General features: G+C 42.9%; 36 protein-coding genes and 2 riboswitches. Of the genes, 9 read left to right on the forward strand and 27 right to left on the reverse strand.

Annotation, left to right across the window (positions count from 1 at the left end):
* Positions 1-126: 126 nt before the first annotated feature.
* The 4 genes from JI665_RS24480 (at position 127) to JI665_RS24495 (ending at position 2,342) form a co-directional block, all read left to right on the forward strand.
* Positions 127-762: a class I SAM-dependent DNA methyltransferase gene (locus tag JI665_RS24480; RefSeq protein WP_206845145.1), complete on the forward strand. Its 636-nt coding sequence runs from the start codon at positions 127-129 to the stop codon at positions 760-762.
* 161 nt (positions 763-923) lie between these two features.
* Positions 924-1,352 carry a MarR family winged helix-turn-helix transcriptional regulator gene (locus JI665_RS24485; protein ID WP_206845146.1) on the forward strand — a complete coding sequence of 143 codons (429 nt, stop codon included), beginning with the start codon at positions 924-926 and terminating at the stop codon, positions 1,350-1,352.
* 36 nt (positions 1,353-1,388) lie between these two features.
* The gene (locus JI665_RS24490) at positions 1,389-2,024 is read left to right on the forward strand and encodes a nitroreductase family protein (protein ID WP_206845147.1); all 636 of its coding nucleotides are present in this window, start codon (positions 1,389-1,391) and stop codon (positions 2,022-2,024) included.
* Between the two features lie 21 nt (positions 2,025-2,045).
* Positions 2,046-2,342, forward strand: a complete 297-nt coding sequence (locus JI665_RS24495) for a putative quinol monooxygenase (protein ID WP_206845148.1) — start codon at positions 2,046-2,048, stop codon at positions 2,340-2,342.
* A gap of 102 nt (positions 2,343-2,444) precedes the next feature.
* On the opposite strand, the gene JI665_RS24500 is transcribed toward JI665_RS24495, so the two are convergent.
* The 4 genes from JI665_RS24500 to JI665_RS24515 form a co-directional block, all read right to left on the reverse strand.
* Positions 2,445-2,585, reverse strand: a complete 141-nt coding sequence (locus tag JI665_RS24500; RefSeq protein ID WP_206845149.1) for a hypothetical protein — start codon at positions 2,583-2,585, stop codon at positions 2,445-2,447.
* An 82-nt stretch (positions 2,586-2,667) separates the two neighbouring features.
* Positions 2,668-2,829 (reverse strand): hypothetical protein, encoded by a 162-nt coding sequence (locus JI665_RS24505; RefSeq protein WP_206845150.1) that lies wholly within the window; start codon positions 2,827-2,829, stop codon positions 2,668-2,670.
* Entirely contained in the window at positions 2,829-3,002 is a 174-nt protein-coding gene (locus tag JI665_RS24510; protein ID WP_206845154.1) for a hypothetical protein, read from the reverse strand. The genes JI665_RS24505 and JI665_RS24510 overlap by 1 nt, the downstream gene beginning before the upstream one ends.
* 21 nt (positions 3,003-3,023) lie before the next feature.
* Positions 3,024-3,476: a GNAT family N-acetyltransferase gene (locus JI665_RS24515; RefSeq protein ID WP_206845156.1), complete on the reverse strand. Its 453-nt coding sequence runs from the start codon at positions 3,474-3,476 to the stop codon at positions 3,024-3,026.
* Positions 3,477-3,730: 254 nt separating this feature from the next.
* Between JI665_RS24515 and JI665_RS24520 the strand changes: the two genes are divergently transcribed.
* The gene (locus JI665_RS24520; RefSeq protein ID WP_206845158.1) at positions 3,731-4,000 is read left to right on the forward strand and encodes a hypothetical protein; all 270 of its coding nucleotides are present in this window, start codon (positions 3,731-3,733) and stop codon (positions 3,998-4,000) included.
* 74 nt (positions 4,001-4,074) lie between these two features.
* Here the strand turns inward: JI665_RS24520 and JI665_RS24525 are convergent, their stop codons facing one another.
* The 13 genes from JI665_RS24525 to JI665_RS24585 all read right to left on the reverse strand — a co-directional run bounded on the left by JI665_RS24525 (position 4,075) and on the right by JI665_RS24585 (position 14,508).
* On the reverse strand, positions 4,075-4,230 hold the full coding sequence (locus tag JI665_RS24525) for a DUF1540 domain-containing protein (RefSeq protein ID WP_206845159.1): 156 nt from the start codon (positions 4,228-4,230) through the stop codon (positions 4,075-4,077).
* A 59-nt stretch (positions 4,231-4,289) separates the two neighbouring features.
* Positions 4,290-4,808 (reverse strand): GNAT family N-acetyltransferase, encoded by a 519-nt coding sequence (locus JI665_RS24530; RefSeq protein ID WP_206845160.1) that lies wholly within the window; start codon positions 4,806-4,808, stop codon positions 4,290-4,292.
* Between the two features lie 321 nt (positions 4,809-5,129).
* Entirely contained in the window at positions 5,130-5,357 is a 228-nt protein-coding gene (locus JI665_RS24535; RefSeq protein ID WP_206845161.1) for a hypothetical protein, read from the reverse strand.
* A gap of 345 nt (positions 5,358-5,702) precedes the next feature.
* Positions 5,703-5,873 (reverse strand): EAL domain-containing protein, encoded by a 171-nt coding sequence (locus JI665_RS24540; RefSeq protein WP_206845163.1) that lies wholly within the window; start codon positions 5,871-5,873, stop codon positions 5,703-5,705.
* A gap of 142 nt (positions 5,874-6,015) precedes the next feature.
* Positions 6,016-7,209, reverse strand: a complete 1,194-nt coding sequence (locus JI665_RS24545; RefSeq protein WP_206845164.1) for an ABC transporter permease — start codon at positions 7,207-7,209, stop codon at positions 6,016-6,018.
* Positions 7,206-7,898, reverse strand: a complete 693-nt coding sequence (locus JI665_RS24550) for an ABC transporter ATP-binding protein (protein WP_206845166.1) — start codon at positions 7,896-7,898, stop codon at positions 7,206-7,208. Before JI665_RS24550 ends, JI665_RS24545 begins: the two co-directional genes overlap by 4 nt.
* On the reverse strand, positions 7,895-9,013 hold the full coding sequence (locus JI665_RS24555) for an efflux RND transporter periplasmic adaptor subunit (RefSeq protein ID WP_206845168.1): 1,119 nt from the start codon (positions 9,011-9,013) through the stop codon (positions 7,895-7,897). Before JI665_RS24555 ends, JI665_RS24550 begins: the two co-directional genes overlap by 4 nt.
* Complete coding sequence (locus JI665_RS24560; RefSeq protein WP_206845170.1) at positions 9,014-9,679, reverse strand: Yip1 family protein; 666 nt, start codon at positions 9,677-9,679, stop codon at positions 9,014-9,016.
* Positions 9,680-9,803: 124 nt separating this feature from the next.
* Complete coding sequence (locus JI665_RS24565; protein WP_206845172.1) at positions 9,804-10,535, reverse strand: ABC transporter permease; 732 nt, start codon at positions 10,533-10,535, stop codon at positions 9,804-9,806.
* Complete coding sequence (locus JI665_RS24570) at positions 10,536-11,246, reverse strand: ABC transporter permease (RefSeq protein WP_206845173.1); 711 nt, start codon at positions 11,244-11,246, stop codon at positions 10,536-10,538.
* A complete protein-coding gene (locus tag JI665_RS24575) occupies positions 11,243-12,154 on the reverse strand; it encodes an ABC transporter ATP-binding protein (protein ID WP_206845174.1) in 912 nt (303 codons plus the stop codon). Before JI665_RS24575 ends, JI665_RS24570 begins: the two co-directional genes overlap by 4 nt.
* Positions 12,155-12,478: 324 nt before the next feature.
* Positions 12,479-13,843: a sensor histidine kinase gene (locus tag JI665_RS24580; protein WP_206845175.1), complete on the reverse strand. Its 1,365-nt coding sequence runs from the start codon at positions 13,841-13,843 to the stop codon at positions 12,479-12,481.
* Positions 13,840-14,508: a response regulator transcription factor gene (locus JI665_RS24585; protein WP_206845176.1), complete on the reverse strand. Its 669-nt coding sequence runs from the start codon at positions 14,506-14,508 to the stop codon at positions 13,840-13,842. Before JI665_RS24585 ends, JI665_RS24580 begins: the two co-directional genes overlap by 4 nt.
* Before the next feature lie 233 nt (positions 14,509-14,741).
* On the opposite strand from JI665_RS24585, the gene JI665_RS24590 reads away from it, so the two are divergent.
* Positions 14,742-14,936, forward strand: a complete 195-nt coding sequence (locus JI665_RS24590; protein WP_206845178.1) for a hypothetical protein — start codon at positions 14,742-14,744, stop codon at positions 14,934-14,936.
* A 115-nt stretch (positions 14,937-15,051) separates the two neighbouring features.
* Here JI665_RS24590 and JI665_RS24595 read toward each other — a convergent pair whose 3' ends face one another.
* A complete protein-coding gene (locus tag JI665_RS24595) occupies positions 15,052-16,107 on the reverse strand; it encodes a serine hydrolase (RefSeq protein WP_244671316.1) in 1,056 nt (351 codons plus the stop codon).
* A gap of 246 nt (positions 16,108-16,353) precedes the next feature.
* Here JI665_RS24595 and JI665_RS29050 point away from each other — a divergent pair, with 246 nt between their 5' ends.
* Positions 16,354-16,485: a hypothetical protein gene (locus tag JI665_RS29050; protein ID WP_280516127.1), complete on the forward strand. Its 132-nt coding sequence runs from the start codon at positions 16,354-16,356 to the stop codon at positions 16,483-16,485.
* A gap of 25 nt (positions 16,486-16,510) precedes the next feature.
* Here JI665_RS29050 and JI665_RS24600 read toward each other — a convergent pair whose 3' ends face one another.
* Positions 16,511-16,870, reverse strand: coding sequence for a hypothetical protein (locus JI665_RS24600; protein WP_206845180.1), 360 nt, complete (start codon positions 16,868-16,870; stop codon positions 16,511-16,513).
* A 142-nt stretch (positions 16,871-17,012) separates the two neighbouring features.
* On the opposite strand from JI665_RS24600, the gene JI665_RS24605 reads away from it, so the two are divergent.
* Positions 17,013-17,390, forward strand: coding sequence for a VOC family protein (locus JI665_RS24605; protein WP_206845189.1), 378 nt, complete (start codon positions 17,013-17,015; stop codon positions 17,388-17,390).
* Positions 17,391-17,440: 50 nt separating this feature from the next.
* Here JI665_RS24605 and JI665_RS24610 read toward each other — a convergent pair whose 3' ends face one another.
* The 8 genes from JI665_RS24610 to JI665_RS24645 form a co-directional block, all read right to left on the reverse strand.
* On the reverse strand, positions 17,441-17,944 hold the full coding sequence (locus JI665_RS24610) for a VOC family protein (RefSeq protein WP_206845192.1): 504 nt from the start codon (positions 17,942-17,944) through the stop codon (positions 17,441-17,443).
* Between the two features lie 114 nt (positions 17,945-18,058).
* Positions 18,059-19,078 (reverse strand): MoeB/ThiF family adenylyltransferase, encoded by a 1,020-nt coding sequence (locus JI665_RS24615; RefSeq protein ID WP_206845195.1) that lies wholly within the window; start codon positions 19,076-19,078, stop codon positions 18,059-18,061.
* The gene (locus JI665_RS24620; RefSeq protein ID WP_206845197.1) at positions 19,075-19,842 is read right to left on the reverse strand and encodes a thiazole synthase; all 768 of its coding nucleotides are present in this window, start codon (positions 19,840-19,842) and stop codon (positions 19,075-19,077) included. Before JI665_RS24620 ends, JI665_RS24615 begins: the two co-directional genes overlap by 4 nt.
* A gap of 1 nt (position 19,843) precedes the next feature.
* Entirely contained in the window at positions 19,844-20,047 is a 204-nt protein-coding gene (gene thiS / locus JI665_RS24625) for a sulfur carrier protein ThiS (RefSeq protein ID WP_206845199.1), read from the reverse strand.
* The gene (gene thiO, locus JI665_RS24630; RefSeq protein WP_206845243.1) at positions 20,044-21,183 is read right to left on the reverse strand and encodes a glycine oxidase ThiO; all 1,140 of its coding nucleotides are present in this window, start codon (positions 21,181-21,183) and stop codon (positions 20,044-20,046) included. The genes thiS and thiO overlap by 4 nt, the downstream gene beginning before the upstream one ends.
* Positions 21,183-21,791, reverse strand: coding sequence for a thiamine phosphate synthase (locus tag JI665_RS24635; RefSeq protein ID WP_206845201.1), 609 nt, complete (start codon positions 21,789-21,791; stop codon positions 21,183-21,185). Before JI665_RS24635 ends, thiO begins: the two co-directional genes overlap by 1 nt.
* An 88-nt stretch (positions 21,792-21,879) precedes the next feature.
* Positions 21,880-21,986: riboswitch (TPP riboswitch) on the reverse strand.
* Positions 21,987-22,009: 23 nt separating this feature from the next.
* Positions 22,010-23,794, reverse strand: coding sequence for a phosphomethylpyrimidine synthase ThiC (gene thiC / locus JI665_RS24640; RefSeq protein ID WP_206845202.1), 1,785 nt, complete (start codon positions 23,792-23,794; stop codon positions 22,010-22,012).
* Between the two features lie 127 nt (positions 23,795-23,921).
* Positions 23,922-24,036: riboswitch (TPP riboswitch) on the reverse strand.
* Between the two features lie 188 nt (positions 24,037-24,224).
* The gene (locus JI665_RS24645) at positions 24,225-24,509 is read right to left on the reverse strand and encodes a hypothetical protein (protein WP_206845203.1); all 285 of its coding nucleotides are present in this window, start codon (positions 24,507-24,509) and stop codon (positions 24,225-24,227) included.
* Between the two features lie 153 nt (positions 24,510-24,662).
* Between JI665_RS24645 and JI665_RS24650 the strand changes: the two genes are divergently transcribed.
* Positions 24,663-26,297 (forward strand): bifunctional metallophosphatase/5'-nucleotidase, encoded by a 1,635-nt coding sequence (locus JI665_RS24650; protein WP_206845205.1) that lies wholly within the window; start codon positions 24,663-24,665, stop codon positions 26,295-26,297.
* Positions 26,298-26,566 lie beyond the last annotated feature (269 nt).

Genomic DNA, 26,566 nt, shown 5'->3' on the forward strand with positions numbered 1-26,566 from the left:
TGTCAATTGTCAGCTGAAAAATCCGCTGGCAACTGAGAATTAAGGATGATTGCAAAGTTGCCAAGTGAGATATTAATTCATACTATACCAATAAGTATTATAAGAATTGAAGGGGTGATTTTTACAATGGGCCGTGAATTTGTAGATTTGTTTGATCATTGGGCAGAATCCTATGATCAGGCTGTAACGGGTAAAGACATTGAATATCAAGAGGTGTTTTTGAATTATGAACATATCCTTCAAGAGGTTGCCAATCTTGTGAATGGAAATGTGGTGGAATTCGGTACAGGTACCGGCAACCTAACTCAAAGGCTACTGGAGAAAGGCTGTTCAATAATCGGAGTGGAACCTTCTGCTGCCATGAGAAAAATAGCAGGCAAAAAAATGCCTCATCTTACATTATTAGATGGTGATTTTTTAAACTTTCAATTGTTTGGTCCCATAGATGCCTTTGTCAGCTCGTACGCATTCCATCATTTAGAAGACAGCGAAAAAGCCAATGCCATCTCTAAATATGCCACCCTCCTTTCAACTGGCGGGAAAGTCGTTTTTGCCGATACTGTCTTTGGAAGCATGGGCGAAAAAGAGACTTTTATCCAGGAAGCTAAAAACAATCATTACCTCAGCCTGGCACAAGACCTGGAAACAGAACACTATACAACCATCCCCATATTAGAAAGCATGTTTCATTCCAATGAATTCTCTGTTGAGTTTAAGCAGCTCAATCGATATGTATGGCTGATAGAAGCAGAGAAACTTTAGGAAAACGAAGCTCAATGACTGATAACCCTGCTGATCCATAAGTTGGTTCAGCAGGGTTTTCTTTGCCTTAAGCATCCAGTTTGACTTCTAAAATATTTTGCAGTATATTAATTGACGTATCAATCATTGACCTATCAATTATCTAAAAGGCGGGGGATGCTGTGTTCAAATGTTCAAAGGAAGAAGAATTAATTGCTGCCCGGCTGTTTGAACTCAGCAAACAGACAATGCCAAAGTTTGAACGCTGTACAGGCATCAGCCAATCACGGCTTGAGATTCTTCGGGAGCTTTTTGAAGCGGAAGAAATTACGCAGCGGGAGCTTCAGAAAAAAGTGAATATTGATCATGCTGCTGTCACAAGACACCTTAAACAGCTGGAAGAAAAGGGCATGGTGATCCGCAGGAAAAATCCTGAAGATAACCGTTTTACTTACGTCAGCCTGACAGAGGAAGGCAAAACGAAAATTGCTGCTTACTGCGAAGAAAAGAAGCGGTTTATTTCCAAAATCCTGAACGGCTTTTCGGAACTTGAGCGAAGCACACTACTAAATATGCTCACACGCATCCAGGAAAATGTAGATAATATTTAATTTTCACATCCAGAAAAACATAAAGGAGAGTTCATCATGAATAAAACCATTATCAATGACTATAAAGAAATCATCACAGGCCGACGTTCCATCCGTAATTATGACCCAACAGTCAAAATCAGCAGAGAAGAAATGGCTGAAATCCTGGAAGAAGCATCTTTAGCTCCTTCATCCGTAAACCTGCAGCCATGGCGTTTTGTGGTCATTGATTCAAAAGAAGGCAAAGACACACTGGCACCGCTCGCAAAATTCAATCAAAGACAAGTTGAGACATCAGCAGCTGTCATCGCTGTCTTTGTTGATATGAAGAGTGAAGCATACATTGAAAAAATTTATGATACAGCTGTTGAAAAAGGATACATGCCTGCTGATGTAAGAGACACCCAGGTGCCATCCATCAAAGGCTTAGTGGAAAATATGACATTCGAGCAAAAGAAAGAAATGAACCTGATCGATGCTGGTCTCGTTTCCATGCAGCTAATGCTTGCAGCTCGTGCCCATGGCTATGATACAAATCCAATTGGAGGCTATGAAAAAGACAGGATAGCTGAAGCATTCCATCTGGATAAGGAACGCTACTACCCTGTCATGCTTATCTCAATCGGCAAAGCTGCTGATCAGGGGTATAAATCTGTCCGCCTGCCTGTTGAAGATATCACGGAATGGAAATAACTCATAAAGGAGAAATATAACATGATCATTATTCATGCTGGCTTCCAAGTACAAACTGATAAAGAAAATGATTTTCTTGCTGAAATTCGTCCGCTGATCGAGGCTTCCAGAGCAGAAGAAGGCAATATCTCTTATGACCTGGTAAAAGATACAGAAAAAGCGGGTTCCTATACCATGATGGAATTGTGGAAGGATATGGACGCTGTGAAGTTCCACAATCAGACAGAACATTTTACATCATTTACAGCAAAGGCTCCACAATACTTTTCTGCACCTCCTCAGGTGAAGGTGTATGATGCACTGTCTGTAGATAAATAATAAATTATCCAGAAAAAGACGCTTGGGATTTAAAATTCCCAAGCGTCTTTTTCTGGATATACAGTTTGATTTACAATCTCTGCCTGGGGTTTTCTACTCATTTTATTCATTGTTCTCTTTTTGATCATGATAAGCAATGAGGATGACTTCTTCTCCCTTTTCCTCACTTAACCGCTTTTCCAGATTATGCACCTGCTGCAGATCTCCGTCGGACAAACTTGCAAAATGATATTGTTTATCCATTTTTCATCACCTTTTCGTAATAGGATACTTAAAGTTTGTGTTTTCCAAGCATTTTTATACCAAAAATACCCGGATTCAATCTTTATTTAATCCCCAAAATGGCAATGGCAATGACTGTTAACACCAGACTCAGCAGCAGTGACATACCCCAATGTTTCTTTTCGGTCATCTTGAATAACACATTCATTACAGAACTGATTGCCAGAAAAATAAAGAATACAAATAAAAAAATCATAAATTCCATTATCGCTTAACCTGCCTTTTGTCCGGTTTCGCAAGGAAATAAGAAGAGCTTCCCATCATCATGCCTCCGAAGATCCCCATGAAACTGCCGGCGACTGTCCAATAGGCAGACAGAAAGATGCAGGACATAAGCAAAATCAGCCCTCCTATAAACGGGGCCATTCCCACTTTCATTCTGCTTCTTCCTCCTGTTCCTTAGCCTAAATCTTTCACAACCGCCATTTCCTTCCCAAATCGGTGGCCATGATCTGCAAACCCCAAACTTGCATAAAGCTTGTGTGCCCCACGATTCTCAGGATGGTAGCCTACTGCAATTTTTTTCGCATTCGGCAGTTTTGCCATCTCCGCAATGATCAGATCCGTCGCTTTTTTGCCTATTCCCTTGCCTTGGTGCGACTTATCAACCATAATCCGGTAGATCCAGTAAGCATCCAATTCTTCTATACATGTATTAAACATTAAAAAGCCGACAGCTTTATCTTCCAAGTAAATCACATACGGTCTCAGCGCCGATTCATATTTAGATTGCACAATGGAAAAAGCATTCGGCTCCAAATAGGCTTTTTGTTCCTCTGCAAGTTCGAGCAGGCAGCATTCATACCAATTATCTGCTGTTACTTCTTCTATTCTCACATTCCCAGTATTCATTTAAATTTCCCCTTTTCACATTTTGGGGAAACGCTGAAATTAATTAGGCGTTCTCCCCTTACTTTGATCCATAATGACTAAAGTTTTATTTAGCATATTGAACGCCTCCTTTTACTAAATTGTCAGAAAAAATAAGACTCACTCATTATACTATAATATTCCAATAAATGCGCACATCGGATTTCAGTTATTTTTTCTATGAAAAGGCCATATATAATATATTGATTCAGCAAAAAAAGGGGAGGATGCGATATATGCCAGCGAAGCAAATTCGTTTACGGAGAATTCAAAGCCTTGCTCACGACATTATGGTAGAAATGAATTCAAAGGAAGACCATAAGAAGAATGAATCATACAGAACAGTCATTGATCACCTATCACGTGCGATTGGGGAACTATCTGATCCATCGGGTGATTATTCATTGGATTATGTAGAAGAAAAAGTAGCTACTGCCCATTATAAAATCTTTAAGAACATGAAAAAACTGACTCCACTTCGAAAAACAAAAGAATCAGCATGGTAAAATTTTTTTGAATGAAACTGATAATTATTATCAATAATAGATAAAGAAGGTAACCAAATCGGTTACCCCTTGGATCAAACTTCAGGTTCAAAGGTTTTACAGTCTGTCTCTTTGCTGTTGGACGCCTGCTTGCCTGTATGGCTGACAACATAGATAGCATCTGCACTGCACTTATTTCCCTTTTCCCAAAAGGTGCAGTTATTTACTTCACAAAGAACATCTTTAGCCATGTATATCACCTCCTGATTTTATTATTTTTGCCATTCAGGATGGTGATATACTTGCTTGTTTATTTATCCATGTTCCACTCTTCCTTTAAAATCGCATAATAATATTCATCCCACCATTCATCGCCATGTGGAATGCACTTTTTGAAAAAACCTTCCCGCCTCATGCCGATTTTCTCCATCACCCGGTAAGAAGGCGGATTCTCAGGCTGGCAGGTTGCAATAATCCGGTGCAGGCCATGTTCTTCAAAGCCATATTTCAGCACTGCATATGCTGCTTCTGATGCGTAGCCTTTATTATAATACTTCGGATTAAAAACCCAGCCAATTTCATATGTATGATCGCCAAAATACTTATGAAAAGCGACATGGCCAATCAGTACCTCTTCATTTTCTAAAAGAACGGGAAAATGCTCTGCTTTTTCGGTATTCATGCGGATAAACTCTTTAGCAGCTTCTTCTGTAAAAATACCACCTGGAATGTATTTCATTACTTCTGGATTTGATGTGTACTCATAAACTGCCTGCCAGTCTTCTGACTTGAACTTTCTTACGGTTAATCTCTTTGTTTTAATGTCCATCGTCTTTTCCCCTATTAAAATTTATAAAGAGAGTATTCTTCTCTTTTGGAAAAATCCCCTCTAAATTCTGGAAAATTTCATTACTTCACTCTAATTTGGAGGAAACTGGACTATCTTAAACTGAGGCAAAGTCATATGGTATCAGGCTTGATGCAGGCAAAATTAAGCTGATTTACTGATAACCATGACAGCTTCTTAGGTCACTAAATCTTAATTTAATCTAACTGGTGCAAAAGGTATCGCCTTTGCATCTTTTATGCTGACTTTTTCTATGCACAAAAATAGCATCCGCATGGGATGCCATTTTCAGATATAGTTTATTTACTGATTATTATTTTCTTCAGAAGGCTCTTCATCCATATCAGGTTCTTCTTCATCCATTTCCTCTTCGCTTGGCTCTTCACTTAAATCTGGCTCTTCGTTATCTTCCTGCTGATCCATTTCCATGTTTTCCTCATCTTCCGGAGGCGGATCCTGCTCAGAAGCACAGCCTGCTAACATTAATCCTGCTCCTAATGGAATTGATAAAAGCAGATTCTTATACTTCATTTTTTATCATCTCCTCTTGCAGTATTATGTTTCTATGTAGACTATTCCCCTGGGTCCGCAATATAAACATGAGTGAAAGGTTACATATATTGCGGATAGATTACATAACAATTATTTCAGTCCGTATACGACAACCATGAAAAAGCCTCTGGCCATGATGCAGGAAGTACCTTCAAAAAAAGCTGAACGCACATAAATTTTTCTATCCGCACACAAATCTTTTCTATCCGCACAGAAAAAATTTTATGTGCATATATTTTTCAGCTATCCGCACATAAATCTTTCCAGATGGAAAAAAACAATAAGAGTTTGGTTCAGATTTGCAAAATACAGGCATTTTCTTCATTACTTTACTGATACCTTATCTTTTTTTGCAATCGGCGCAGGTTTTCCAAACAGATATCCCTGAAAAAGCTGGTATCCCTTGTTCCGAAGCCAATCAAAACCCTCCCGGTTTTCAATCCCTTCAGCTTCCATATGATCCTTGCAAAAATCAAGAAAATCCCGCATGGTCATCCTATGCACACCCTTATTATGCAATAGTTCTATTTTACTTTATTACCAGGAATAGGATACCTTAAAAAAACTAATTACAGTGCATTCCCAGCCAGCAAAAAAGACCACCCCCAGCCTCAGCCGAAGATAGCCTTATAATGAATTACTCATATCGCAAAGATTCAATTGGACTCAGCCTCGAAGCTTTATTAGCCGGCAGCAGTCCGAAGATGATCCCGATCGCCATTGAGAAGAAAAGTGCTCCTGCGACGACCTGCCAGGAAATGAGCGATGGCCATCCGGCAAATAATGAAATCAGAGATGCCGAACCCCAGCCCAGCAGGATTCCCAGCACTCCGCCGATCAAGGTCAGTGTGACAGATTCGATTAAAAACTGTCCCATGATTTGCCCCCTGGTTGCTCCCAGTGCTTTACGGATGCCGATTTCCCTCGTCCTTTCGGTTACAGATACGAGCATGATATTCATGACACCAATTCCGCCAACAAACAGCGAGATACCGGCGATACTGCCGATGATTAACGTCATGACCTTTGTAATCTGGCCGATTCCTTCTGCCATTTCTTCCATGTTGATGACCATATACGATTCTTCTGTATTATGCATCTTGTTAAGTAAGCTGGCAGCCTTCTTTCCGGCAGTCTGAAGCTGATCAGCGGATTCTGCCTGAAGCGTCACCTGGGTAAAGTCACTCTTCCCATAAATAGTCTGCCATGTTTTAGTAGGCACATAGATCTCAAGAACACCGAATGAAAAGAGCCCTGTCGGCTTTTTCATGACGCCAATGATTTCAATTGGCTGGTTTCCAATCCGGATTACTTCGCCAACCGGCGATTTGCCATCAAAAAGCTCCTCCTGCATGGAAAAGCTGACAAGCCCTACCCTGCGTCCGCCAAGAAAATCCGCAGCCGTAAACGATCGCCCTTTTTCCAGTTCAACATTGTTGAGCTCAAAATAAGCAGGGCCTACTCCTGTTGTGGATGTTTCAGCTGTCTGTTCTCCAAATGAAGCCTGTGAGAACTGTGAGCTTGAAGCAACTACTCTTTTAATCTCTGGAATCTGCTCCAGTGCTTTGATATCTTCCCCATCAAAAGGAGCTTCATTAAATATGTTCGGGTTTGCCTGAATTTCCTCATCAGAGGGCTGATAAAACAGCTCCACTGTATTGCCGGGACCTGTCAGCTGCGTCTTCAGCATTGCTTCTCCGCCCTGGCCGATTGCGACAACAATAATGACAGCCCCAACACCAATAATGATCCCAATCATCGTTAAAATCGATCTCATTTTATGCGCCTTCAATGAACTAAGCGCCATTTTGATATTTTCTAAAAAACTCATGTAGGCGCCCCCCTGCGGGAAAGGTCTGCGGGCACAATCAGCCCATCCCTCACCATAATCGTGTGATGGGCATATTCTGCAACCTCTGGTTCATGTGTAACCATTACAATCGTTGACCCTTCATGGTTCAGCTCCCTGAACAGTTCCATAATAGAGGCGCTTGTTTTCGTATCAAGAGCACCTGTCGGCTCATCCGCCAATATGATTTTCGGTTCGTTCACAATCGCTCTGGCGATGGCAACCCGCTGCTTCTGCCCTCCTGATAAAGCATTCGGCAGATACTCCACCCGATCGGCCAAGCCCACTTTAACCAGTGCTGCTTCTGCCCGTTCCAATCTTTCCTTTTTTGCAAGGCCGCTATAAATCATAGGCAGCTCAACATTTTGAATGGCCGTCAGTCTCGGAAGCAGGTGAAACTGCTGAAACACAAACCCGATCGATTGATTTCTGACCTTTGCCAGCTCTGCTTCCGAGTAATTGGATATGTTCTCACCATCCAATTCATATATTCCTTCTGTCGGCAGATCGAGACATCCAATAATATTCATAAGCGTGGACTTTCCCGATCCGGATGGCCCCATAATCGCCACAGAATCCCCTTGCTCAATGCTCAGATTAATCCCTTTTAATACTTCAATTCTTTCTTTTCCCGCCTGATAAGACTTGGTTATGCCTTTAAGATCAATCATTTCACATCCACTTCCATGCCGTCTTTCAGCTGATCTGATGGATTAGTAATAATCAAATCCTGCTCATTGAGGCCGCTTGTTATCTCGATTTTATTCCCGGAAGCGACACCTGTCTCTACTTCCTGTTTATAGCTTTTCTGATCCCTGACCACGAATACATATACGCTGCTGTCTCCAGTTATAACCGAGTTGGCCGGTACAGTCAGCGCCTTCTTCTTATCTGTTTCGATTTCCATTATGAGCTGAAAGCCTGACCTCAGGGACATTTCCTTCACCGTGACCTCCACCCGATACTGTGGCGCACTATTTTCGGCAGGATTCATTCCCTGATTCTCTTCTGGCATATCAGCTACTTCGCTGACTTCGCCTTTCCATTCCTTTTCAGGAATTGCATCGGACAGGAGAGTCACCTTTTGCCCCTCTTTTACCTTTAATGAATCGAATTCTGAAAGTAAGCCTGATGCGCCGATTGCTTTTAAATCGCCAACATAAATGACAGGTTTTCCTGCCGAAGCCGGATCAGAGGAGGCTCCCTTGTTCACCTGAAGCACCACTCCATCTATTGTGCTTTTAACCTCTAATTCTCCAAGGCGCTTTTCAATATCTTTCTTCTGTAAAAGCACCTGGCTTAATTCCAGATTCGCCAATCGCTTTTCCAGTTTCAACTGATCCCTTTCAGGCTGTATCTGTTTATCAGCTTCCTTATCACCAGCCTGTTTGCGCAGCTCTTTTTCCTTATCCCCCAGCTGGTCTTCCTCTTTTTCCAGCTGGTTGATTTTTATATAGCCTGATTCAGCCTGAAGTTTGACCTTTTCCCATTCAAGCTCCAATGCCTGGCCATCAAATTTGGCCAGCACCTCTCCTTTTTTAACAGAATCCCCTTCTTCTACCAGGAATTCCTTTATTTCGCCTTTTTCAGGAGATGTATATATTTTCTGCTCATTCACCAGCTCTGCCGTTCCTGGAATCATGATCTGCTCTTTAATTTCTTCCTGAACCGGATGGGCGGTTTTTACTTCAGGCCCTTTCGCAAACGCCTGCCTGTAGACGCTAACGCCAGCCAGCAGCAAAAACACAGCCGTAACCCCGAGTGCTATCCAAACTTTCTTTTTCATTTAGACACCAGTCATTCCTGAAAGGGTATTGCTGATTAAAGTGAAGACAATGCCGATGATGAAGAAGGCAATCGCAATGCCCCAGGCCCAGCCTTTTGATAATCCTCCAACCCGATGAAGGCCAATTGCCGTTACAACAGACTGCCAGATGCTGAATAACTCGAAAGAACCCAGGACCCCTGGTTTCTCGCTGTTCATCAATCCTGCTAAACTAGTAATAAATATTTCCGGATTTCCTCCAATAGCTGCTCTTAATGCCATATTGACCACAAGGCCGATCCCGCCAATAACAAGAATATAAATATTCATGGAAAATATCTGTTTGAACGTTGCATCTGATCCAGCAATTTTAATGAAAATCATATAAATGCCACCGGAAATGAGGGCAACCACTACAGGTGTGAAAATTCCTGTTATTGCCACACCAACTCTCGAAAACATCATTACCATCTCTGCCTCGGCCTCACTCATGCCATCAAGCCCAAGGTAAGATGCATCCATAGACATTGCCATCAGGAACATGCCCACGGCATACAGAATACTGATTAAAATCAGCGGCACCCAAATCTTAGGGTTTTTTCGGATGCGGTCAAACTGCTCTCCAGGACTCCAAATCATCCCAAGCATACTCGGTTTTGCGCTGCTTGTTTTTACTTCTTGTTCCATTAAGAACACTCCTATTCTATTAAAATGATTCCACTATAGCTTTACGGAATAATATAGAAAAAGTTTCAAATAATTACAATTGACCCATTGAAAATACCAGAAGATTACTCCCCTGGTATCCTGTCTACACAGCCTTCCGCTGAAAATAAAAATAGCCGCCAAGATAAAACAATAAAAAGAATCCGCCGATAACAGTCAAAAGCTGTTCCCACGGGATAAAGAATATATCGCCAGTGTCTGTCGCTGGATACATCATTGCAAAGGGCTGTGCCCAAGGATAATAAGGGCCCACTTTCTCGGAATTCATCGCCAGTATGGATGGCAGCGTAAAAACGACGTTGACCGCAAAAGGTGCCGCAAAACTTTTGAACCAGACGGACATCCACAGCTGCAGAGCGACTAATGGGAAAGTCGCGACCCAGCCTCCCAATATGCTTTTCCAGACAATCGCTGCCGGAAATGGATCGGTTACACCTTTATACAATCCTGCACCAAAAATGGCAGCTAAATAGAATAATTGGATAAGCAAAACCAATAGCAGGATCAGCGCATACTTAGCTGCAAACACTTTTCCCCTTGTGACAGGCAGCGCCAAAAGCTGCTTCCAGCCCCCGGCCTGATGCTCATACCGGCAGACAAGGCTTGCCAGAACCCCTGTGACTAACGGCAAAAAGAGTACCGAATAAGGCAAATTCATATAAATCAAAAGCAGGTACCATTCGTTCATCACCCCCGCCGTTTCAGCTGTATTCGCCCCAATCCCTGCGCCCAGCCCAATCAGCGGTCCCACTAAAAGAATGCCGAAGATCTTTGATTTACGCAGCTTAAACCACTCCGACTTCAAGATAGACAGCATCTATTTCACATCCCTTCTCGCAAAATCAATCATGCCGGCTGTGTATAGTAAAAAGCCGGCTCCAATTCCAAGCAGGACGTTGATAAGCGGTTCATTCCACTCATTCAGCAGCAGCGGCCATTTCCAAATCAGCCAATCCGGCAAAGTAAAGCCAGCATATGTCAGAATCACTCCCAGAATTCCCAGAGTGATTGGCACACCCTGATTTATACTCACAGTCGCTATCCAAAGCTGCAGCGCCAAAACTGGCAAAGCCGCAAAAAAAGGATAAAAGCTGTATTCCAGCAGACCCTTATACGGAATCTCCCCGCCCAAATCAAGAAACAATCCAAAAGCAAGCGCGAATAGCATCAAAAGCACAGAAGAAGTTAGAAGCAGAATCGACAGCACCGTGAACTTCGTTAAATACACGCTCATTTTCGAAACTGGCAATGCAATCAGCTGTTTCCAGGCGTTCGTTTCATTTTCAATACTTGACATAAATGACGTCAGAATTACGATGCCCAGCACAATCGCCAGCGGTGTGAACGAATGGATATTATCCAAATAATACCCCCACCGGTCATCATTCTGTCCGAACAAATAATCCTTGCGCACCCCGTAATTGACCATCTGCATGGCTACTACCCCAATTGGACCCAGTACGGTCAGGAACCAGATTCCTTTCCGCTTAATCTTCATAAATTCAGCTGCCAGTAATTTCTCCATCATCCGGCCTGCTCCTCGCTCGTCATCTGAAGGAAAATGTCTTCCAATGATCGCTTTTCTTCTTCCACCCGGTAAACGGAAAATCCATCTGCTACAAGTCCGCGCACAGCCTCAGCCACTTGCTCATCCGATTGCTGCGGCAGCGAAATGATGCCGCTATCCAAACCAGCCTTCATTCCTCTTCCCAGCAGGGAGCGCCAGGCTTTGTCGCTCTCGCTGACCTTTAATAAAACGGATTGCTGTGCAAACATGCGCATCGATTCAATTGAATCCTGAAAAATCATTTTCCCTTTCGTGACAATACCTACTGTTGTCGCCATCTGATCAATCTCTGAAAGCAAATGACTGGAAATTAACACGGTCATCCCGCATTCAGATGGCAGGCTTTTAATTAAATTGCGGATCTCAATAATACCTGAAGGATCTAATCCGTTTGTCGGCTCATCCAGAATCAGCAATTCCGGGTTATTCAGCAGCGAAGCAGCAATTCCAAGCCGCTGCTTCATGCCGAGTGAGAAGCCCTTTACTTTCTTATCACCAGCATCAGTCAGCCGGACAATCTCCAGCACCTCAGCGATTCTCTGTTTTGGCACACCAAGTATTTTTCTCATTGCTTCAAGATTTTCTTTTGCCGTTAAATGCGGGTAATATGAAGGTGATTCTACAAGCGAGCCTACCCGTCCTAATATATTTAGTCTTTCTTTCTTTAAATCTTTTTGAAAAATTTCAATCCTGCCGGAATCAGGCTTCATCAGCCCCAAAAGCATCCGGATCGTTGTCGTTTTCCCTGCACCATTCGGACCCAGAAATCCGTAGATTTCCCCTTTGGGTATTTTCATTTCCAGACCTGACACCGCTTTCTCCTGACCAAAATGCTTTGATAAATTTTCCGTTCTTACGACATACTCCATTCCTCTCACCTCACTTTCCATCTTAGCCAGGCAAGGTTAAAACAAAGGTAGGGGGAAGTTTAAAATTTGTTTAAATGATACTTTTTTCCTCCTAAATCGTCTAATACAGTAAGCACCTTGGGAAGGGGAAAACCTTATGACGTTTAAAAGGCTTTTTAACATTGGCTACGCTGTATTCCTGCTTGCCTGTTTACTCGTATATTTTTTTATTCCACACACTTATGCCTGGGTTATCCTCGTTATTCTGGCAGTCCTCTTTGGCATTTACCAATTGATAGCATTATGGAATTTAAAACAAAAAAGGAGCTCCTGATAAGGCAGCTCCTAATGTTTTCTTAAGATTTTTATGATTGTGCCCTCGTCACCGGAATCGATATCCCACTCCAGTTTCATGCCCTTCACCATCATATCAACGATGGATAAACCGATTCCGGCTCCTTTTTCATTGGAGCTGTTTTTAAGCCCCTTTCCATGATCGATAACAACAATCGCATCGTACTCATCGGTGGATTCAGTCGCCACTTTAAGGTAAAGTCCATCCTTCGCATGCCGCAGTATATTTTGCAGAATGTTATCAAAAATACGGCCCAGCCACATTGGATCGGTCAGCCATTTCACTTCAAACGGCTCTAACTCGATGTTCACCTCAAAACTTTCTTTCTCAAAAACCGGATACCAGGATGCCAAACTTTCACGAACAAACCGGACAGCATCCAGCTCGATCAGCTCCTGCTTATGCTTGCTCGCCATCAAAAGCGTGTAGCTCATTAAGTTCTCAATCAGTCTATCAATATTGACAATCGAAGTTTCCAGCGCTTTGACCGCCTGTTTTCCTGCTGGAGACAGATTTTCCTTTGCAATCGAGTATGTTTGCGCATTGATTTTCGTTAAAGGCGTCCGCAGGTCATGGGACAGATTGGCGATCAGCTCCCTCCGCAGCTGTTCTTCCTCCTGCTCGCGTTGCTTGCTTTCCTTGAGCTCAAGGATCATCTCATTAAAAGTCCGTTCCAGCTGGCCGATTTCATCATTGTTTTGCACATCAATGCCGATCGGGAGATTATTATCCATATCCCGTCTTTCCATCGCCTCCTGGAGTTGAAGCAGTCTTTTGCGGATGCCACGGAAAAATAAAAAAGAGACGATAATAAACAGGGAAATGATCAAAAGCAGACCGGCTCCTAAGAAAAGTCCATATTTCTCTGTTACCTCCACAATCGGTGGAAGAAATAAATTCCTCGGTATTTCAAGAACGATAAAACCGTTCTTTTCATCCCCGCCAATAAAACTTATAACTGTAAACGGATCGCCGCCATACCGTTCCTTAATAAACTTCGCTGTAAAGGCAGGAGTCCAATTAGCAGGCAGGTCCCCCTTCACATCCAGCTGCTCCAGTACATTTCCCTTTTCATCCACCCAAAACATTGAGGCTTCAGGATAGTCCTTTTTCCATTTCGAAAAAAGCTTATGAATGCTTTCACTTGAGGCATTCTCCACTTCTGCTGCATCCGCATGCCATTTTTCTTCAATATGACTGGGATCGGATTCATTCTTGTTTTTTTCTCCTGAAATGTCCTCTTGGAGACCCATAGCCAGCATAGCCACAAGTAAATAAGCTGCCTGAAACAGAAATAAGGCAACCAGAATAATCGCCATATACTTCGCCTGCAGCGATTGGAAAAACCTTTTCATATCTTCACCCTGTAGCCGATTCCGCGAATGGTCTCAATGATTTCAGGACGCGAAGGGTTCTTCTCGAGTTTTTCACGAAGATAGCGGATATGAACCATCAGGGTTTTGTCGCCCTCCATATATTTTTCTCCCCAGACGCCTTCATAAAGCTGCTCTTTTGTCAGTATCTGATTCAGATGGCGAATGAAGTGCTGAAACAGCTGATACTGCTTGCCTGTCAATTGAATTTCATCGTCTGCATCCCGATCAAAAATCCTCAGGTCCTTTGTATGTACCTGTAAGTGGTGAAGCTCCAGCACCTGATCATTCTTTTGAAATCGCCTTAACAGCACTTCAATCCTCGCAGCGAGCTCATCCGGCTGGAAAGGCTTTGTAAGATAATCATCAGCAAAGCTCAGGCCCTCCAGCTTATCCTCTACCGCCGTCCTTGCCGATAGCATAAGTACTGGCATGTCACTCTTTACTTTCTTAATCCGCTTCCCAAGCGAAAACCCGTCAAGCCCCGGAAGCATCACATCTAAAATGGCAATATCGGCATCAGAAAGATAATTTTCCATACCTTCTCCAGACTGCAGCCAGATCACCTCATAGCCTCTTTCCTCTAAATCATTTTTCAGCCAGCTGCCAATATCACTTTCGTCTTCTATGTATAAAATTCGAACCATACTCTCCACCCTTTAATTAATCTTTTACGAATCTGCTTTTGAACATCATCTTATAAGTTCCCGAATCTAACAAATACTTCCTGCTATTCTACGATACTTATTATTGATAGGATTCATTTTTCCCGCCATGATTACTTCTCTATAAACAGGGTACATACTAACTAAGCTTTTCAATACCTTATTGCCTGCCACTAAGTATTCTTCCAAAAAGAGTTTTAGCGGGAGGTGATGAAGTGAGAAAAGTTTACCGAATTGAGGAATTGCTCGCTTATTTAGCATCTATTGGCTATCCTCTCACAGAGGAAAAAATCCATCATCTGATTCAGAATAAGGACATCCCGCATCTTAGACCTTACGGAAATTTGTATGTCTTCAACCTGGATCACATCGACTGGTGGGTCGGCCAGAGGAGAGAAAGCATTACCTAGCCCCGCTCTTTAGCGGGGTTTTTACTATGTAAAAAACATTCGCCATTAACAGCGAATGCTTTTTCGAACTCTTAATTCAGCTCCTCCCTTACAGAGTTCCGGAATTCGCTGTTTGTCAGAAATTGAAGCTGAAAACTGTCATATTCCTTGAAAGCTCCTTAAACTGCGCATTGCTCAGATCATTTGCAAGGAAAGCCATTTCTGTACGATTGCCCTCTTTATCGGTTGCATACATGCTGATGGTAAAAACAAAGGCTGTTGATCCTCCCTTTTGCCCTGCATGCTGAAGCCACTCCCGGTTGCGGGGATTTTTCAGCAGCTGCTCCATAACCGGGTCAAGATAAGAATGGACTTCCTTGGAAAAATAGTTTTTCCTGTTTAATAGGCTCATCAGCTCTGCATAATCACCAGCAGTAGCACGCGGAAGCCTGTCAGACCATATTCTTTGAAAATCCATATCGAGAACCTTCAATAGTTCCTTCTTACCTTTTTCGAGTGGCGGATGGCTGTCCCATTTTTGATGAATGTCTATAGCTCTGCTTCGATACTCATCAAGACTCATGCCCTTCAATTCCTTAAGCGCCTCTTCTTTTGTGAAACCCTCTTCCTCCATCAGCTCCATCGGGATAAAAAGGGCACTGACAATCGGATACATCTTTTCATGACTGGCAAGCTTCAAATCTTCAGCAAGTCTATTTACATTTTCAATTCCCAGGACATTCAGCAGGTAATCGGTGTTTGCATTCGAACTGTAAGCGATCATCCCATTTGTCACTTCACTTAGAGGAACACTCTCCACCTCTTCTGAAAGGCTATCAATCCACGCCTGGTGGGCTCCTCCATCTGTTTTAGGAACATAATACGTTTCCATGGTCTTTAAATCGACTTTTTCCTTTGGGTCTATTTCTCCCTCCGCTGCCTGACGCGCATATTCAATTGCCACCATAATTTTAACCGTGCTGGCTAAAGGAAGCGGCACATCCTCATTGATTTTAACCCACTCTTCATCATTATGCCGAATAACCAAGGCCATATTGTCTGTATGCCTGTGTTCCTGCACATACCCGATGACTGACTCAGGATCACCGCTGTTTTTCCCCTTTAGATACATGAATAGGGCCAAAGCTGCTGCTGCCAAAATAAGAACTATTCCAGTGATTAACCACATCATTTTCAAAAAGAAAACCTCCATGATTACGCTGTACTATTTAAATACGAAAGGTAATCATGGAGGTTTCATCATATAGAAAAAATCCTATTAATTCGCACTTCAGTACAGCGCAAGATGAGCTGGCATACCTTTCAATCAAACGTTTGATTGAATTTTTGGGGGTTCAAAAACTTAAGGCATAGCCTAATAAAAAGAATGCAAACTAAAAACGCAGATGCCTTAATCACTATAAAGGAGGTGAAAATCATGGCAAAGAAAAAGAAAAGCCAATCAGATCATAAGAATAATGCACTTCCAAAAGAAACAGAATATGCGGATGACAGAGAAAATGGTCTTGAAAGAATCGCTTTAAAAGCCCAAAGAGACAACACCAAGTAAGCCATATGGGACAGTTAAACTGTCCCTATTTACCCCTGTCATTACGGCCAAAATGCATGTGGTACACTTTTCGTGTTTTAGTTTCGGCTTCAATATTGCTGATAAATCGTTCTTTAACCTCCTCCATAAGCAGACTCTCCAGCTTTTCAAGCCTTTTTGGTCCGAATCCGGTCATTTTTTCAGAGATTATCACCTTAAGCTCTCCATATTGCTTATACATTCGAATGCTTCCATGCCCAGTTCTTTTTGTTTTTCCTGCAGTGAAATCAAATTCATATTTTTGCTCAATAAAGGAAGAAACCTCGGGAAGACCCAAATTCTCATATAATGTCGGAAATTGATGATGGACAGGAGAATCGGTGAACCGTATGGATTCTATGTACATAATCCCTCTCCTCTCAATGGTTACAGTAATTATCTCCAATTAGGAGTGAATTCACGCGAACCTTTCCAATACTGAAATTGTTTTTGCCGCCATGGACTGATAAAATCCTTTTTATAAGAATGAAATCAAAGGAGAACTTAATATGATCAATAAAATCGGAAAAATCACAGTATACGTTGAGGACCAGGAACAGGCAAAAGAGTTCTGGCTGAATAAAATGGGGTTTGTTCTAAAGTTCGAACAGCCTATGGGACAAAATGCTGCCTGGATTGAAGTTGGTCCAAGCAATGATGAATTTACAACTTTAGTTCTCTATTCAAAGGCAGCCATGGAACAGCAAAATCCATCTGCAGTTGCCCACCCATCCATCCTTTTCAGCACATCTGATATTGAAGCTGCTTATGAACAAATGAAACAAAATGGCGTGGAAGTTGAGGATATGCTAAAAATGCCTTTTGGAACCATGTTTACGTTTAAAGACCAGGATGGAAATAACTATTTATTAAGAGAGGATAAATAATTCCAAGAAGACCTGTCCTTCAAATGCTGAGTGGACAGGTCTTTTTTCTCTTAGCCTTCAAATGCTTTCTTCAAAGTATTCAAATCAATCTTTTTCTCCATTTGGAGCAATGCCTTCATTACTCGCTCTGTTTTTTCAGAATCATGGCTGCTGATCATTTCGCTTAACTCTGCAGGTACGATTTGCCAGGATACGCCAAACTGATCCTTCAGCCAGCCGCATGCCTGTGCCTTCTCATCCCCGCCTTCAGAGAGCTTTTCCCAATAATAGTCTATTTCTTCTTGATTCTCGCAATTAACAATAAATGAAATTGCCTCATTAAACTTAAATTTTGGTCCGCCATTCAGGGCAGTAAACTCCTGCCCTTCCAGCTGAAATTTCACAGTCATAACCTTTCCCTCTGGCATGTCGCTAAGTTCGTGCCTTTCATTCCCATAGCGGGTAATCTTGCTGATAGCTGAGTCCTTAAAAATCGAAGTATAAAAGTTTGCTGCCTCTTCAGCTTCTGTATTGAACCATAAGTTTGGTGTGATTTTTTGGATTTTATTTTTCATGATATCAACTCCTGTTTAGATGCTCTTCATCTTCATTTTAGCCTAATTTTGAGTTTGATATTTAATGCTTATTAGTCAATAAATCCTGTCACACTTAGCGACAGGCAAAACTCATTATCCCATGAAACGATGATACAGGTTCTTTGCCTGGAGAATGTCTCTTACCCCATGCACCAGCACTCTTCCATCCTTAAATACAACCACTCTTGCCTCATCGATCGAAAATGAGAGCAAATAAGGATTGCTCTCTACCATGATTCCTTGAGAGACCAGGGATTTTTCCAAAAAAGTAAAATCCATGTCCTGAAGGGCTGAAGGCCTGATTTGAACAGTATCCCTCCCGCAAAGCAGTGCTGTTTTTGTCTGATTTCTGTAGTCCAGGAAGGGATAAACTGGATTAGTCCCACACGATAAGCACTGCGGATTCTTTAAGGAAGTAACATTAACAGAACTAAAATGATTTTTCCATACATCAAAAGAAACAAGTGTCCCGCGTAAGGATTCCAAGTCTTCTGCCAATATCTTTAATGCTTCAGCAGACTGGTAAGCCGCAACCATTTGAATAGCCGGCTGAATAACACCTCCCGTATCGCAAGTGGCACCTCCCAATGGCAATTTGTCCATCAGGCAATTCAGGCACGGTGACACCCCAGGCAAGATGGTATAGCTTAAACCATAGCTCCCCACACACCCTCCATATATCCAGGGAATCCGGTGCTTTTGAGTTATATCATTGATAAGAAAGCGAATGTCAAAATTATCTGTTGAGTCAATGATTAAATCAACACCCTCAATCAGCTCTTCAATCTCCTGTACTCCTACATCCATTATACGGGCAATAACTTGAACCTCTGAATTGATGGCTTTCAGGCGTTTAGCCGCTGCTATCGCTTTTGGAGCTTTACGAACAACGTCTTCTTCACTATAAAGCTGCTGGCGCTGCAGGTTGCTCCACTCCACATAATCCCGATCGGCAATGGTTAATTTGCCGATGCCTGCCCTTGTGAGGGTTTCTGCATTTGCAGCCCCTAATGCACCAGCCCCTACAATCAAAGCGTGTTTTTCCCTCAGCTTTTTCTGTCCTTCTTTGCCAATCGCAGGAAATAATATCTGGCGGGAGTATCGCTGATTCAACTAAAAACCATTCCTTCCGCCGGGCTGCTTGCTGATGCATAACGCTTTTGGGGCATCCGGCCAGCTTCATAGCCCAGCCTTCCTGCTTCAATGGCGAGTTTCATTGCTTTTGCCATTTTAACAGGATCATCGGCAGAGGAGACAGCCGTATTTAATAACACACCATCTGCTCCCAGCTCCATTGCCAATGCCGCATCTGCCGGGCTCCCAATTCCAGCATCCACAATAATCGGAACAGCAGCCTGCTCTGTAATAAATTGAAGATTAATAGGATTAATGATTCCCTGCCCTGAACCAATTGGCGAAGCACATGGCATGACCGCATGGCAGCCTATTTCTTCTAGTTTTCGGGCAAGGACGACATCATCAGAGGTATAAGGAAGAACAATAAATCCCTCGTCTAATAGAATCTCCGCTGCTTTTATTGTTTCTATTGGATCGGGAAGAAGTGTTTTGCTGCATCCAATAACCTCAACCTTAATCATGTCGCAGAGCCCGGAAGCTTTGGATAGCCTTGCTATTCGAACAGCCTCCTCAGCTGTACTTGCTCCTGCCGTATTTGGGAGTAATTTATATTTCTTTAAATCCAGCTTTTCCAAAAAGTTGGGCTGGTTCGCTTCAAAAATGTTCATACGGCGTACTGCAAACGTAAGCACCTCTGCTTCCGAAGCTTCTACAGCTTCCCTCTGCACATCAAAGCTTGGATATTTTCCTGTTCCGAGCAGCAGCCGTGAATTAAATTCATAGGGTCCAATTTTCAACAAATCATCCGCCTCCTACAAAGTGTACAATTTCGATTCGATCCCCGTCTGTCAGTATGGTTTCAGCATGTGTGGAATTATCCAAAATGTTCTGGTTTAGCTCGACAATGACTACCTTTTGCTCCAAATGAAAGTGCTCGAGCAGGCGTGAAACAGAATTAACTGTTTCCGGCAGCACAATAGCATCTCCGTTAATGACAATATTCATAAAAGCACCCCTTTTGACGAATGGACTAAACATTCAAGGCGGGACAGCTCAAATGGATTAGGCTGCTCCGTTTTGCCTTCCATGATGTCTGCCATCAGTTCTCCTGTTGCCGGGGCAAGGAGGATCCCATTCCGAAAATGCCCAGCTGCAATGTATAACCCTTCACATGCTGGATGTTGTCCCAAAAAAGGCTGCCCATCAGCCGATTGCGGACGAATTCCTGTCCAGGCGCCTTCCCATTCCGCATTCGCGATGTCCGGAACCAGGTTTTGAGCCTTTTCCATCAGCAAGGATATTCCCTCAAAGGTCACCTTCTCATCAAATGAATTTACCTTAACCGTCGCTCCAACTACCAGCCTCCCGGATTGCTTTGGAACGATATAGCATCCATGTGAAAAGATCGTCCCCTGTACAAGCGGTTTTTCAACCTTGACCGAGAAGCACTCGCCTTTAACCGGAATAATGGGCAGCGAAAGTCCCGTTCTTTCAAGAAGCTCCCTGCTCCAGACCCCGGAAGCAACAATAACGGAATCTGCCAGAAGTTCTCCCAGGCTGGTTCTGACTCCATTAACCTTTTTATCTTTTAAAATAAAATCTGATACATGTGTATACTCATATATTTCTGCGCCGAGGGCTATTGAAGCTTTTGCAAAGGCAAGGGACAATTCATATGCCTGTACTTGTCCGTCATTCGGTATATACATGGCCCCCCTCAATTTATTTGATACGAATGGTTCACGTTTGATCAGGTCATCGATCGAAAACCATTCGGCCTGCTCACCCGCTTTTTGCTGGCTTTCTATCAAGCTTTTTAATGCCAGCTCCTCTTCTTTATTAGCCGCCACTTTATATACACCCTTATTTTGATAGCCAATATGCACTTGAGATAAATCTTCCAGTTCAGGAATCAGGCTCTGATACATGGAGCGGCTTTTGCATGCCAGCTGGAATAGCGGGCCGTCTTCTGTCAGTTCCGTTTGGGCTCCTAAAATTCCAGCTGCCGCTCCGGAAGCCTTGCCGGCTATTTTTCCCTTATCCAAAACGGCCACTTTATACCCTCTTTTAGCCAGTTGAAAAGCAATGGAGCTACCGTTAATGCCGCCGCCAACTATAACGGCGTCAAATATTTTCCTCATCATTTCCCCTCCTCATCTAACTTATTTAAAAAGAGCTTTGCTGCCTCTGCAGGGTCCTTTGCCTGCAAAATCCCTGACATTACAGCAATGCCATCTGCCCCCGCCTCCAAAACCTCTGGGACTTTTTCTGGTTTAATGCCTCCAATTGCCAATACCGGAATTTCTACTGCCTTTTTGAGAGCCTCCAGTGACCCAGTGCCCCTTGGCGGAGCTCCCTTCTTAGAATCGGTTTCAAATATGTGTCCAAACAGGATATAACCAGCTCCCTGTTTTGCAGCCTCTTCTGCTTCTTCAAGAGAATGTACGGAACATCCGATGGGCATATCTGGAAAATGCATTTTGACAACATGGACTGGAAGGCTGTGAAAAGCAAGATGTACACCTGCCTTACATGTCCATGCAACATCCACCCGATCATTTATAACAATTTTATGAATGGGGACTCCCTCATTACAAAGCAGCTCAATTCCTTCATATAGCTCCCTTGCGGTTCGATGTTTTTCCCTCAAGTGGAACTTATCTGCAAAGGGTTCCACTTCACCTGCTATTTCAGCAAAGGCCTCTAGAGAAAGCTTTCCATCTGATATAACATGCAGCTGTTTTTTCATTGCGGATGCTCCCGTGCTATTTTTAGATTTTGTGCAAATAAAAAACCACCTTCTAAATAGAAAGCGGCGGTATGGGGCCTTGGAATTCAGACCCGATACTCCACTTCCCTACGCTGGCATGCCAGATCAGGTTCCAAGGGTCTTAAAGCTTTTGCTTTAATCTCAGCCTGCAAACAGGCACCCCCAGCGGATTTAATTTCTATTAAACTATAAAAAGACTACTGATATATATTTCCCCCGGCCTTATTAAATTCCTCAGCTTTTTCTTCCAGTCCCTTCTTTATCGCTTCATTTGTTTCAAGCTGATGTTCTTTTGCATAATTCCGGATATCCTGAGAAATTCTCATACTGCAAAACTTTGGCCCGCACATGGAACAAAAATGAGCTGTTTTTGCACCTTCAGCCGGCAGTGTTTCATCATGAAATTCCAAAGCACGCTCAGGATCCAAAGAAAGATTAAATTGATCTCTCCAGCGAAATTCAAAACGGGCTTTTGACAGGGCATCATCCCTTTTTTGCGCTCCAGGATGTCCCTTTGCCAGATCTGCAGCATGAGCGGCAATTTTATACGTGATGACACCCTCGCGCACATCGTTTCTATTTGGCAAACCCAAATGTTCTTTAGGTGTAACATAGCAAAGCATTGCCGTACCATACCAGCCTATCATGGCAGCCCCGATTGCAGAGGTAATATGGTCATAGCCCGGAGCTATATCAGTCGTAAGGGGTCCGAGTGTGTAGAATGGTGCTTCTTTACAGATTTCCAATTGTTTATCCATATTCTCTTTGATTAAATGCATTGGAACATGGCCAGGTCCCTCGACCATTACCTGGACATCATGTTCCCAGGCAATTTTCGTCAGCTCTCCAAGTGTTTCGAGCTCTGCAAATTGAGCCTCGTCATTTGCATCTGCAATCGATCCCGGCCTCAGTCCATCCCCCAGGGAGAAGGCCACATCATAAGCTTTCATGATCTCGCAAATTTCTTCAAAGTGCGTATATAAAAAGTTCTCTTTATGATGATGCAGGCACCATTGAGCCATAATGGATCCGCCTCTCGACACAATTCCGGTCAAGCGTTTTGCCGACAGCGGCACATACCTCAAAAGGACACCTGCATGAATGGTAAAATAGTCAACCCCCTGCTCTGCTTGTTCGATTAGGGTATCCCTGTATACTTCCCACGTAAGATCCTCGGCAATGCCATTAACCTTTTCAAGGGCCTGATAAATGGGAACAGTACCGACCGGAACGGCAGAGTTTCTGATAATCCATTCGCGTGTAGTATGAATATTTTTGCCTGTAGACAGATCCATAATTGTATCCGCTCCCCATCGGGTAGCCCAGGTCATTTTCTCTACCTCTTCTTCAATTGAGGATGAAACAGCCGAGTTTCCAATATTCGCATTAATTTTTACATGAAAATTTCTTCCGATAATCATTGGCTCTGTCTCAGGATGATTGATATTGGAAGGAATTATCGCCCGCCCTCTTGCTACTTCAGACCGCACAAATTCCGGTTCCATATTTTCCCGAATAGCTATAAACTCCATCTCCGGGGTAATGATCCCCTTTTTGGCATAGTGAAGCTGGGTGACATTCTTCCCTTTTTTCGCTATCAATGGCTTGCGGTTTAAGCCAGGAAAGACTTTATGATTGGCACGCGGATCACCTTCATTGAGGTAGCCATTGTCCTCGGGCTTTACTTTCCGCCCATCATATTCTTCTACATCCGCTCGTTCCCGAATCCACCGGCTTCTCAGAGCGGGAAGCCCTTTCTTTAGATCTGCCGTATATTGAGGATCCGTATATGGTCCGCTCGTATCATATACACGAACCGGCTCATTGACCTCTTCACCAAACGTTCCGGCAGTGGGGCTTAATTCTATCTCTCGCACCGGAACCTTTATATCAGCCCTGGAACCCTTCACATATACTTTTTTGCTGCCAGTAAAGCTTGACATAATAGAAATACTCTCATGATTTAAAGAACTTGCAGTCATTAATCATCTCTCCCTTATTAAAAATGTAAGGACGAGACCTGGAACCAAGGAAGTGCCATATATGTAAAAAAGCCGGTCCACATAAAGATGGACCGGCTTAACCGCAGATGTCTTTGCACAAAGAAACTTTTGCACATTCTAACTTCCCCACGCTGGTATGATCCAGATCAGGTCCAAAGAGTCAAGAAACCTTAGCGCGTTTCTTTCTCAGCCCAAGCTATTGGGCACCCCTAGTTATTGCTATTAAATTCAATTTTAGTATACAGAATTGCGGTAACAAAGGAAAGGAATTTTTTCAGAATTCTGCCAGATAAAAAATGTTGTCTTTATTTTGCTCCTAAACTCGTTTTCCTTAATTCAGGCTTTTTACTTGTGAATGAACAACAAAAACGCCTGCCAGCGGCAGCCGTTTTAAGTAATTTAATGAAGGTTAGTTCCCGTCAGATTCCTCATCATTCATATCCATATCACTTTGATCCATACTCTCTTCATTTTGCGGTGATTCTTCATTCATGCCGGGCTCCTCCATATCAGATTCTTCTGATGTGCCAGGATCCTGCATTTCACTATCTTCATTATTGTTTTCTTCCATCTGATTATCTTCCAATTCCACATCTTCCGTTTCCGGAGGCGGATCCTGTTCATCCGTTCCGCATCCTGCCAACAATAATCCTGCACTCAATGGAACTGATAGCCATAGCTTCTTATAATTCATGTATTGTCATCTCCTTTTGCAGTATTATGTTTCTTTAAGACCTTACCCTTTTGGCAGGAGGCCAAACTTTTCTGATCTCTAATAGCCCATCACCCGATTAAATCCCTAGTATCTGCAAATACTATCCCTGCCACAATTACTGGAGGATGAATTATGAAAATACTTTTCTCCCTTATATTATTTAGCTTTCTGGGAATGCCTCTATACGGCGGACAGCCTGCAGAAAAAGAACAATGGGATCAGCAGGGTCTTTCTGAAGAATATCACGGCCATGTTGAAGAACGTACAGAAGCACCATACAAGCAAATTCAATTGCTGGGCATTAATGATTTCCATGGACAGCTGAATGTCACTCGGCAGGTTAACGGCAGACCAGCAGGACGCGCAGATTACCTCGCTGCCTATTTGCGGCAGCGTGCTTCTGAAAATGAAAACACCATTATGCTTCATGCTGGAGACATGATTGGAGCCAGTCCGCCAGTATCCGCTCTTCTGCGGGATGAACCGACTATTGAATTTTTGAATAAGATGGGGTTTGATATTGGCACTATCGGCAATCATGAATTTGACCGGGGATCTGAAGAACTGCTTCGCCTGCTAAGTGGCAGCAGCCCTTCAGCAGCAAAAGATTATTCCGGATCCCAATTCCCATGGATTGCGTCCAATGTAATCAGCCAAAAGTCAGGCAAGCCCTTCCTTCCTCCATATAAAATAGTAAACGTCAGCGGAATCCCAATTGGATTTATCGGAGTCATCATGAAAGAAACACCGGCTCTTTCAGCACCTGACAGTATGAAAGAACTGATCTTTATCGATGAAGCTGAAGCCATCAACAAGTATGCCCGAGAACTTAAAAAACAAGGAGTAAGAGCCATTGTGGTACTGGCGCATGTCCCTGGAAAATCAAAACTCAATGGGGAGCATGCCAGAGGCCAGTTAATAGAGTTAGCCCATCAGGTGGATGACGAAGTGGATATTATGTTCGGAGGCCATAGTCATGACTATCTGAACAGTGTGGTGGATGGAAAGCTTCTTGTACAGGCCTACTCATATGGCACTGCCTTTTCTGATGTAGATATAGAAATAGATCCCCAGACAAAGGATATTGTCCGCAAGCACGCTGAAATTGTAAATGTTTTTCAAGAGAATATCCAGCCCGCAAGCGACATAACCAGGATGATCGAGCGCTATGAAAGAAAAGTAGAATCCACTGTGAACAGATATATCGGCACTGCCGCAATCTCAATCACAGCCGAACAAAACAGAAGCGGTGAATCAGCCCTGGGCAATCTTATTGCCAATTCCCAGCGGACAGCGATGAACACAGATTTGGCTTTCATCAATCCAGGAGGAATCCGGGCAGACATTGACGCCGGCCGTGTTACTTGGGGAAACTTATTTGTCGTCCTTCCCTTCAGCAATCAACTGGTCAAAATGAACCTGACAGGCAGCCAAATTCGTGATGTCCTCAAACAGCAATGGAAGCCAAATACAACAAGAATTCTTCAGATCTCTGGACTCACTTATACTTGGGATGACAGCAAGCCTAGAGGTGAAAAAATAAATGATATATATCTGTCTGACGGAACATTACTTGATCCGAGCAAAAACTATTCGGTCGCTGTAAATACTTATCTCGCTGATGGAGGAGACAATTTTACAGTATTCCGAAAAGGGACAAACAGAGTGACCGGTCCAAGTGATATAGATGCACTAGTGGACTATATACAGAATTTAGCACAGCCATTCAGCTCCGCGATTGATGGACGCATAAAGAGAATAGACTGAAAAAGGACAGCCCCGTGACTGTCCTTTTTTCTTGTCCATTTAATACTAATAGCAGGACGGACATCATATTCTTCTATTAGGATCAGAAAGAAAGGAATAGGATAATGAAAAAGTATATTTATTTTCTCATGCTGTTCGGCGTCTTTTTTCCATTTTTCCATAAAACAGCCATTGTTTTTGAAAACTGGAGATTGTGTACAAATACATCCAAATTGATAGGGATCCGGCTTTATGGACTGGATTCAATGAGAAACCTCCTCATATCATCA

The organism is Bacillus sp. NTK034 (genome assembly GCF_017303275.1).
GTDB lineage: Bacteria > Bacillota > Bacilli > Bacillales > Cytobacillaceae > Cytobacillus.

What these genes read in the sequence shown, in the direction of transcription:
- JI665_RS24510 (WP_206845154.1), bottom strand. Translation starts at nt 3,002, where the DNA reads ATGAAAGTGGGAATGGCCCCGTTTATAGGAGGGCTGATTTTGCTTATG.
- JI665_RS24550 (WP_206845166.1), bottom strand. Translation starts at nt 7,898, where the DNA reads ATGATTGATCTTAAAGGCATAACCAAGTCTTATCAGGCGGGAAAAGAA.
- JI665_RS24565 (WP_206845172.1), bottom strand. Translation starts at nt 10,535, where the DNA reads ATGCTGTCTATCTTGAAGTCGGAGTGGTTTAAGCTGCGTAAATCAAAG.
- JI665_RS24520 (WP_206845158.1), top strand. Translation starts at nt 3,731, where the DNA reads ATGCCAGCGAAGCAAATTCGTTTACGGAGAATTCAAAGCCTTGCTCAC.
- JI665_RS24545 (WP_206845164.1), bottom strand. Translation starts at nt 7,209, where the DNA reads ATGAGTTTTTTAGAAAATATCAAAATGGCGCTTAGTTCATTGAAGGCG.
- JI665_RS24535 (WP_206845161.1), bottom strand. Translation starts at nt 5,357, where the DNA reads ATGAAGTATAAGAATCTGCTTTTATCAATTCCATTAGGAGCAGGATTA.
- JI665_RS24490 (WP_206845147.1), top strand. Translation starts at nt 1,389, where the DNA reads ATGAATAAAACCATTATCAATGACTATAAAGAAATCATCACAGGCCGA.
- JI665_RS24610 (WP_206845192.1), bottom strand. Translation starts at nt 17,944, where the DNA reads ATGAAAAATAAAATCCAAAAAATCACACCAAACTTATGGTTCAATACA.
- JI665_RS24540 (WP_206845163.1), bottom strand. Translation starts at nt 5,873, where the DNA reads ATGACCATGCGGGATTTTCTTGATTTTTGCAAGGATCATATGGAAGCT.
- JI665_RS24575 (WP_206845174.1), bottom strand. Translation starts at nt 12,154, where the DNA reads ATGGAGTATGTCGTAAGAACGGAAAATTTATCAAAGCATTTTGGTCAG.
- JI665_RS24585 (WP_206845176.1), bottom strand. Translation starts at nt 14,508, where the DNA reads ATGGTTCGAATTTTATACATAGAAGACGAAAGTGATATTGGCAGCTGG.
- thiO (WP_206845243.1), bottom strand. Translation starts at nt 21,183, where the DNA reads ATGAGGAAAATATTTGACGCCGTTATAGTTGGCGGCGGCATTAACGGT.
- JI665_RS24555 (WP_206845168.1), bottom strand. Translation starts at nt 9,013, where the DNA reads ATGAAAAAGAAAGTTTGGATAGCACTCGGGGTTACGGCTGTGTTTTTG.
- JI665_RS24650 (WP_206845205.1), top strand. Translation starts at nt 24,663, where the DNA reads ATGAAAATACTTTTCTCCCTTATATTATTTAGCTTTCTGGGAATGCCT.
- JI665_RS24600 (WP_206845180.1), bottom strand. Translation starts at nt 16,870, where the DNA reads ATGTACATAGAATCCATACGGTTCACCGATTCTCCTGTCCATCATCAA.
- JI665_RS24495 (WP_206845148.1), top strand. Translation starts at nt 2,046, where the DNA reads ATGATCATTATTCATGCTGGCTTCCAAGTACAAACTGATAAAGAAAAT.
- JI665_RS24525 (WP_206845159.1), bottom strand. Translation starts at nt 4,230, where the DNA reads ATGGCTAAAGATGTTCTTTGTGAAGTAAATAACTGCACCTTTTGGGAA.
- JI665_RS24645 (WP_206845203.1), bottom strand. Translation starts at nt 24,509, where the DNA reads ATGAATTATAAGAAGCTATGGCTATCAGTTCCATTGAGTGCAGGATTA.
- JI665_RS24570 (WP_206845173.1), bottom strand. Translation starts at nt 11,246, where the DNA reads ATGATGGAGAAATTACTGGCAGCTGAATTTATGAAGATTAAGCGGAAA.
- JI665_RS24515 (WP_206845156.1), bottom strand. Translation starts at nt 3,476, where the DNA reads ATGAATACTGGGAATGTGAGAATAGAAGAAGTAACAGCAGATAATTGG.
- JI665_RS29050 (WP_280516127.1), top strand. Translation starts at nt 16,354, where the DNA reads ATGGCAAAGAAAAAGAAAAGCCAATCAGATCATAAGAATAATGCACTT.
- JI665_RS24580 (WP_206845175.1), bottom strand. Translation starts at nt 13,843, where the DNA reads ATGAAAAGGTTTTTCCAATCGCTGCAGGCGAAGTATATGGCGATTATT.
- JI665_RS24500 (WP_206845149.1), bottom strand. Translation starts at nt 2,585, where the DNA reads ATGGATAAACAATATCATTTTGCAAGTTTGTCCGACGGAGATCTGCAG.
- JI665_RS24530 (WP_206845160.1), bottom strand. Translation starts at nt 4,808, where the DNA reads ATGGACATTAAAACAAAGAGATTAACCGTAAGAAAGTTCAAGTCAGAA.
- JI665_RS24480 (WP_206845145.1), top strand. Translation starts at nt 127, where the DNA reads ATGGGCCGTGAATTTGTAGATTTGTTTGATCATTGGGCAGAATCCTAT.
- JI665_RS24560 (WP_206845170.1), bottom strand. Translation starts at nt 9,679, where the DNA reads ATGGAACAAGAAGTAAAAACAAGCAGCGCAAAACCGAGTATGCTTGGG.
- thiS (WP_206845199.1), bottom strand. Translation starts at nt 20,047, where the DNA reads ATGAATATTGTCATTAACGGAGATGCTATTGTGCTGCCGGAAACAGTT.
- JI665_RS24605 (WP_206845189.1), top strand. Translation starts at nt 17,013, where the DNA reads ATGATCAATAAAATCGGAAAAATCACAGTATACGTTGAGGACCAGGAA.
- thiC (WP_206845202.1), bottom strand. Translation starts at nt 23,794, where the DNA reads ATGACTGCAAGTTCTTTAAATCATGAGAGTATTTCTATTATGTCAAGC.
- JI665_RS24635 (WP_206845201.1), bottom strand. Translation starts at nt 21,791, where the DNA reads ATGAAAAAACAGCTGCATGTTATATCAGATGGAAAGCTTTCTCTAGAG.
- JI665_RS24595 (WP_244671316.1), bottom strand. Translation starts at nt 16,107, where the DNA reads ATGATGTGGTTAATCACTGGAATAGTTCTTATTTTGGCAGCAGCAGCT.
- JI665_RS24505 (WP_206845150.1), bottom strand. Translation starts at nt 2,829, where the DNA reads ATGGAATTTATGATTTTTTTATTTGTATTCTTTATTTTTCTGGCAATC.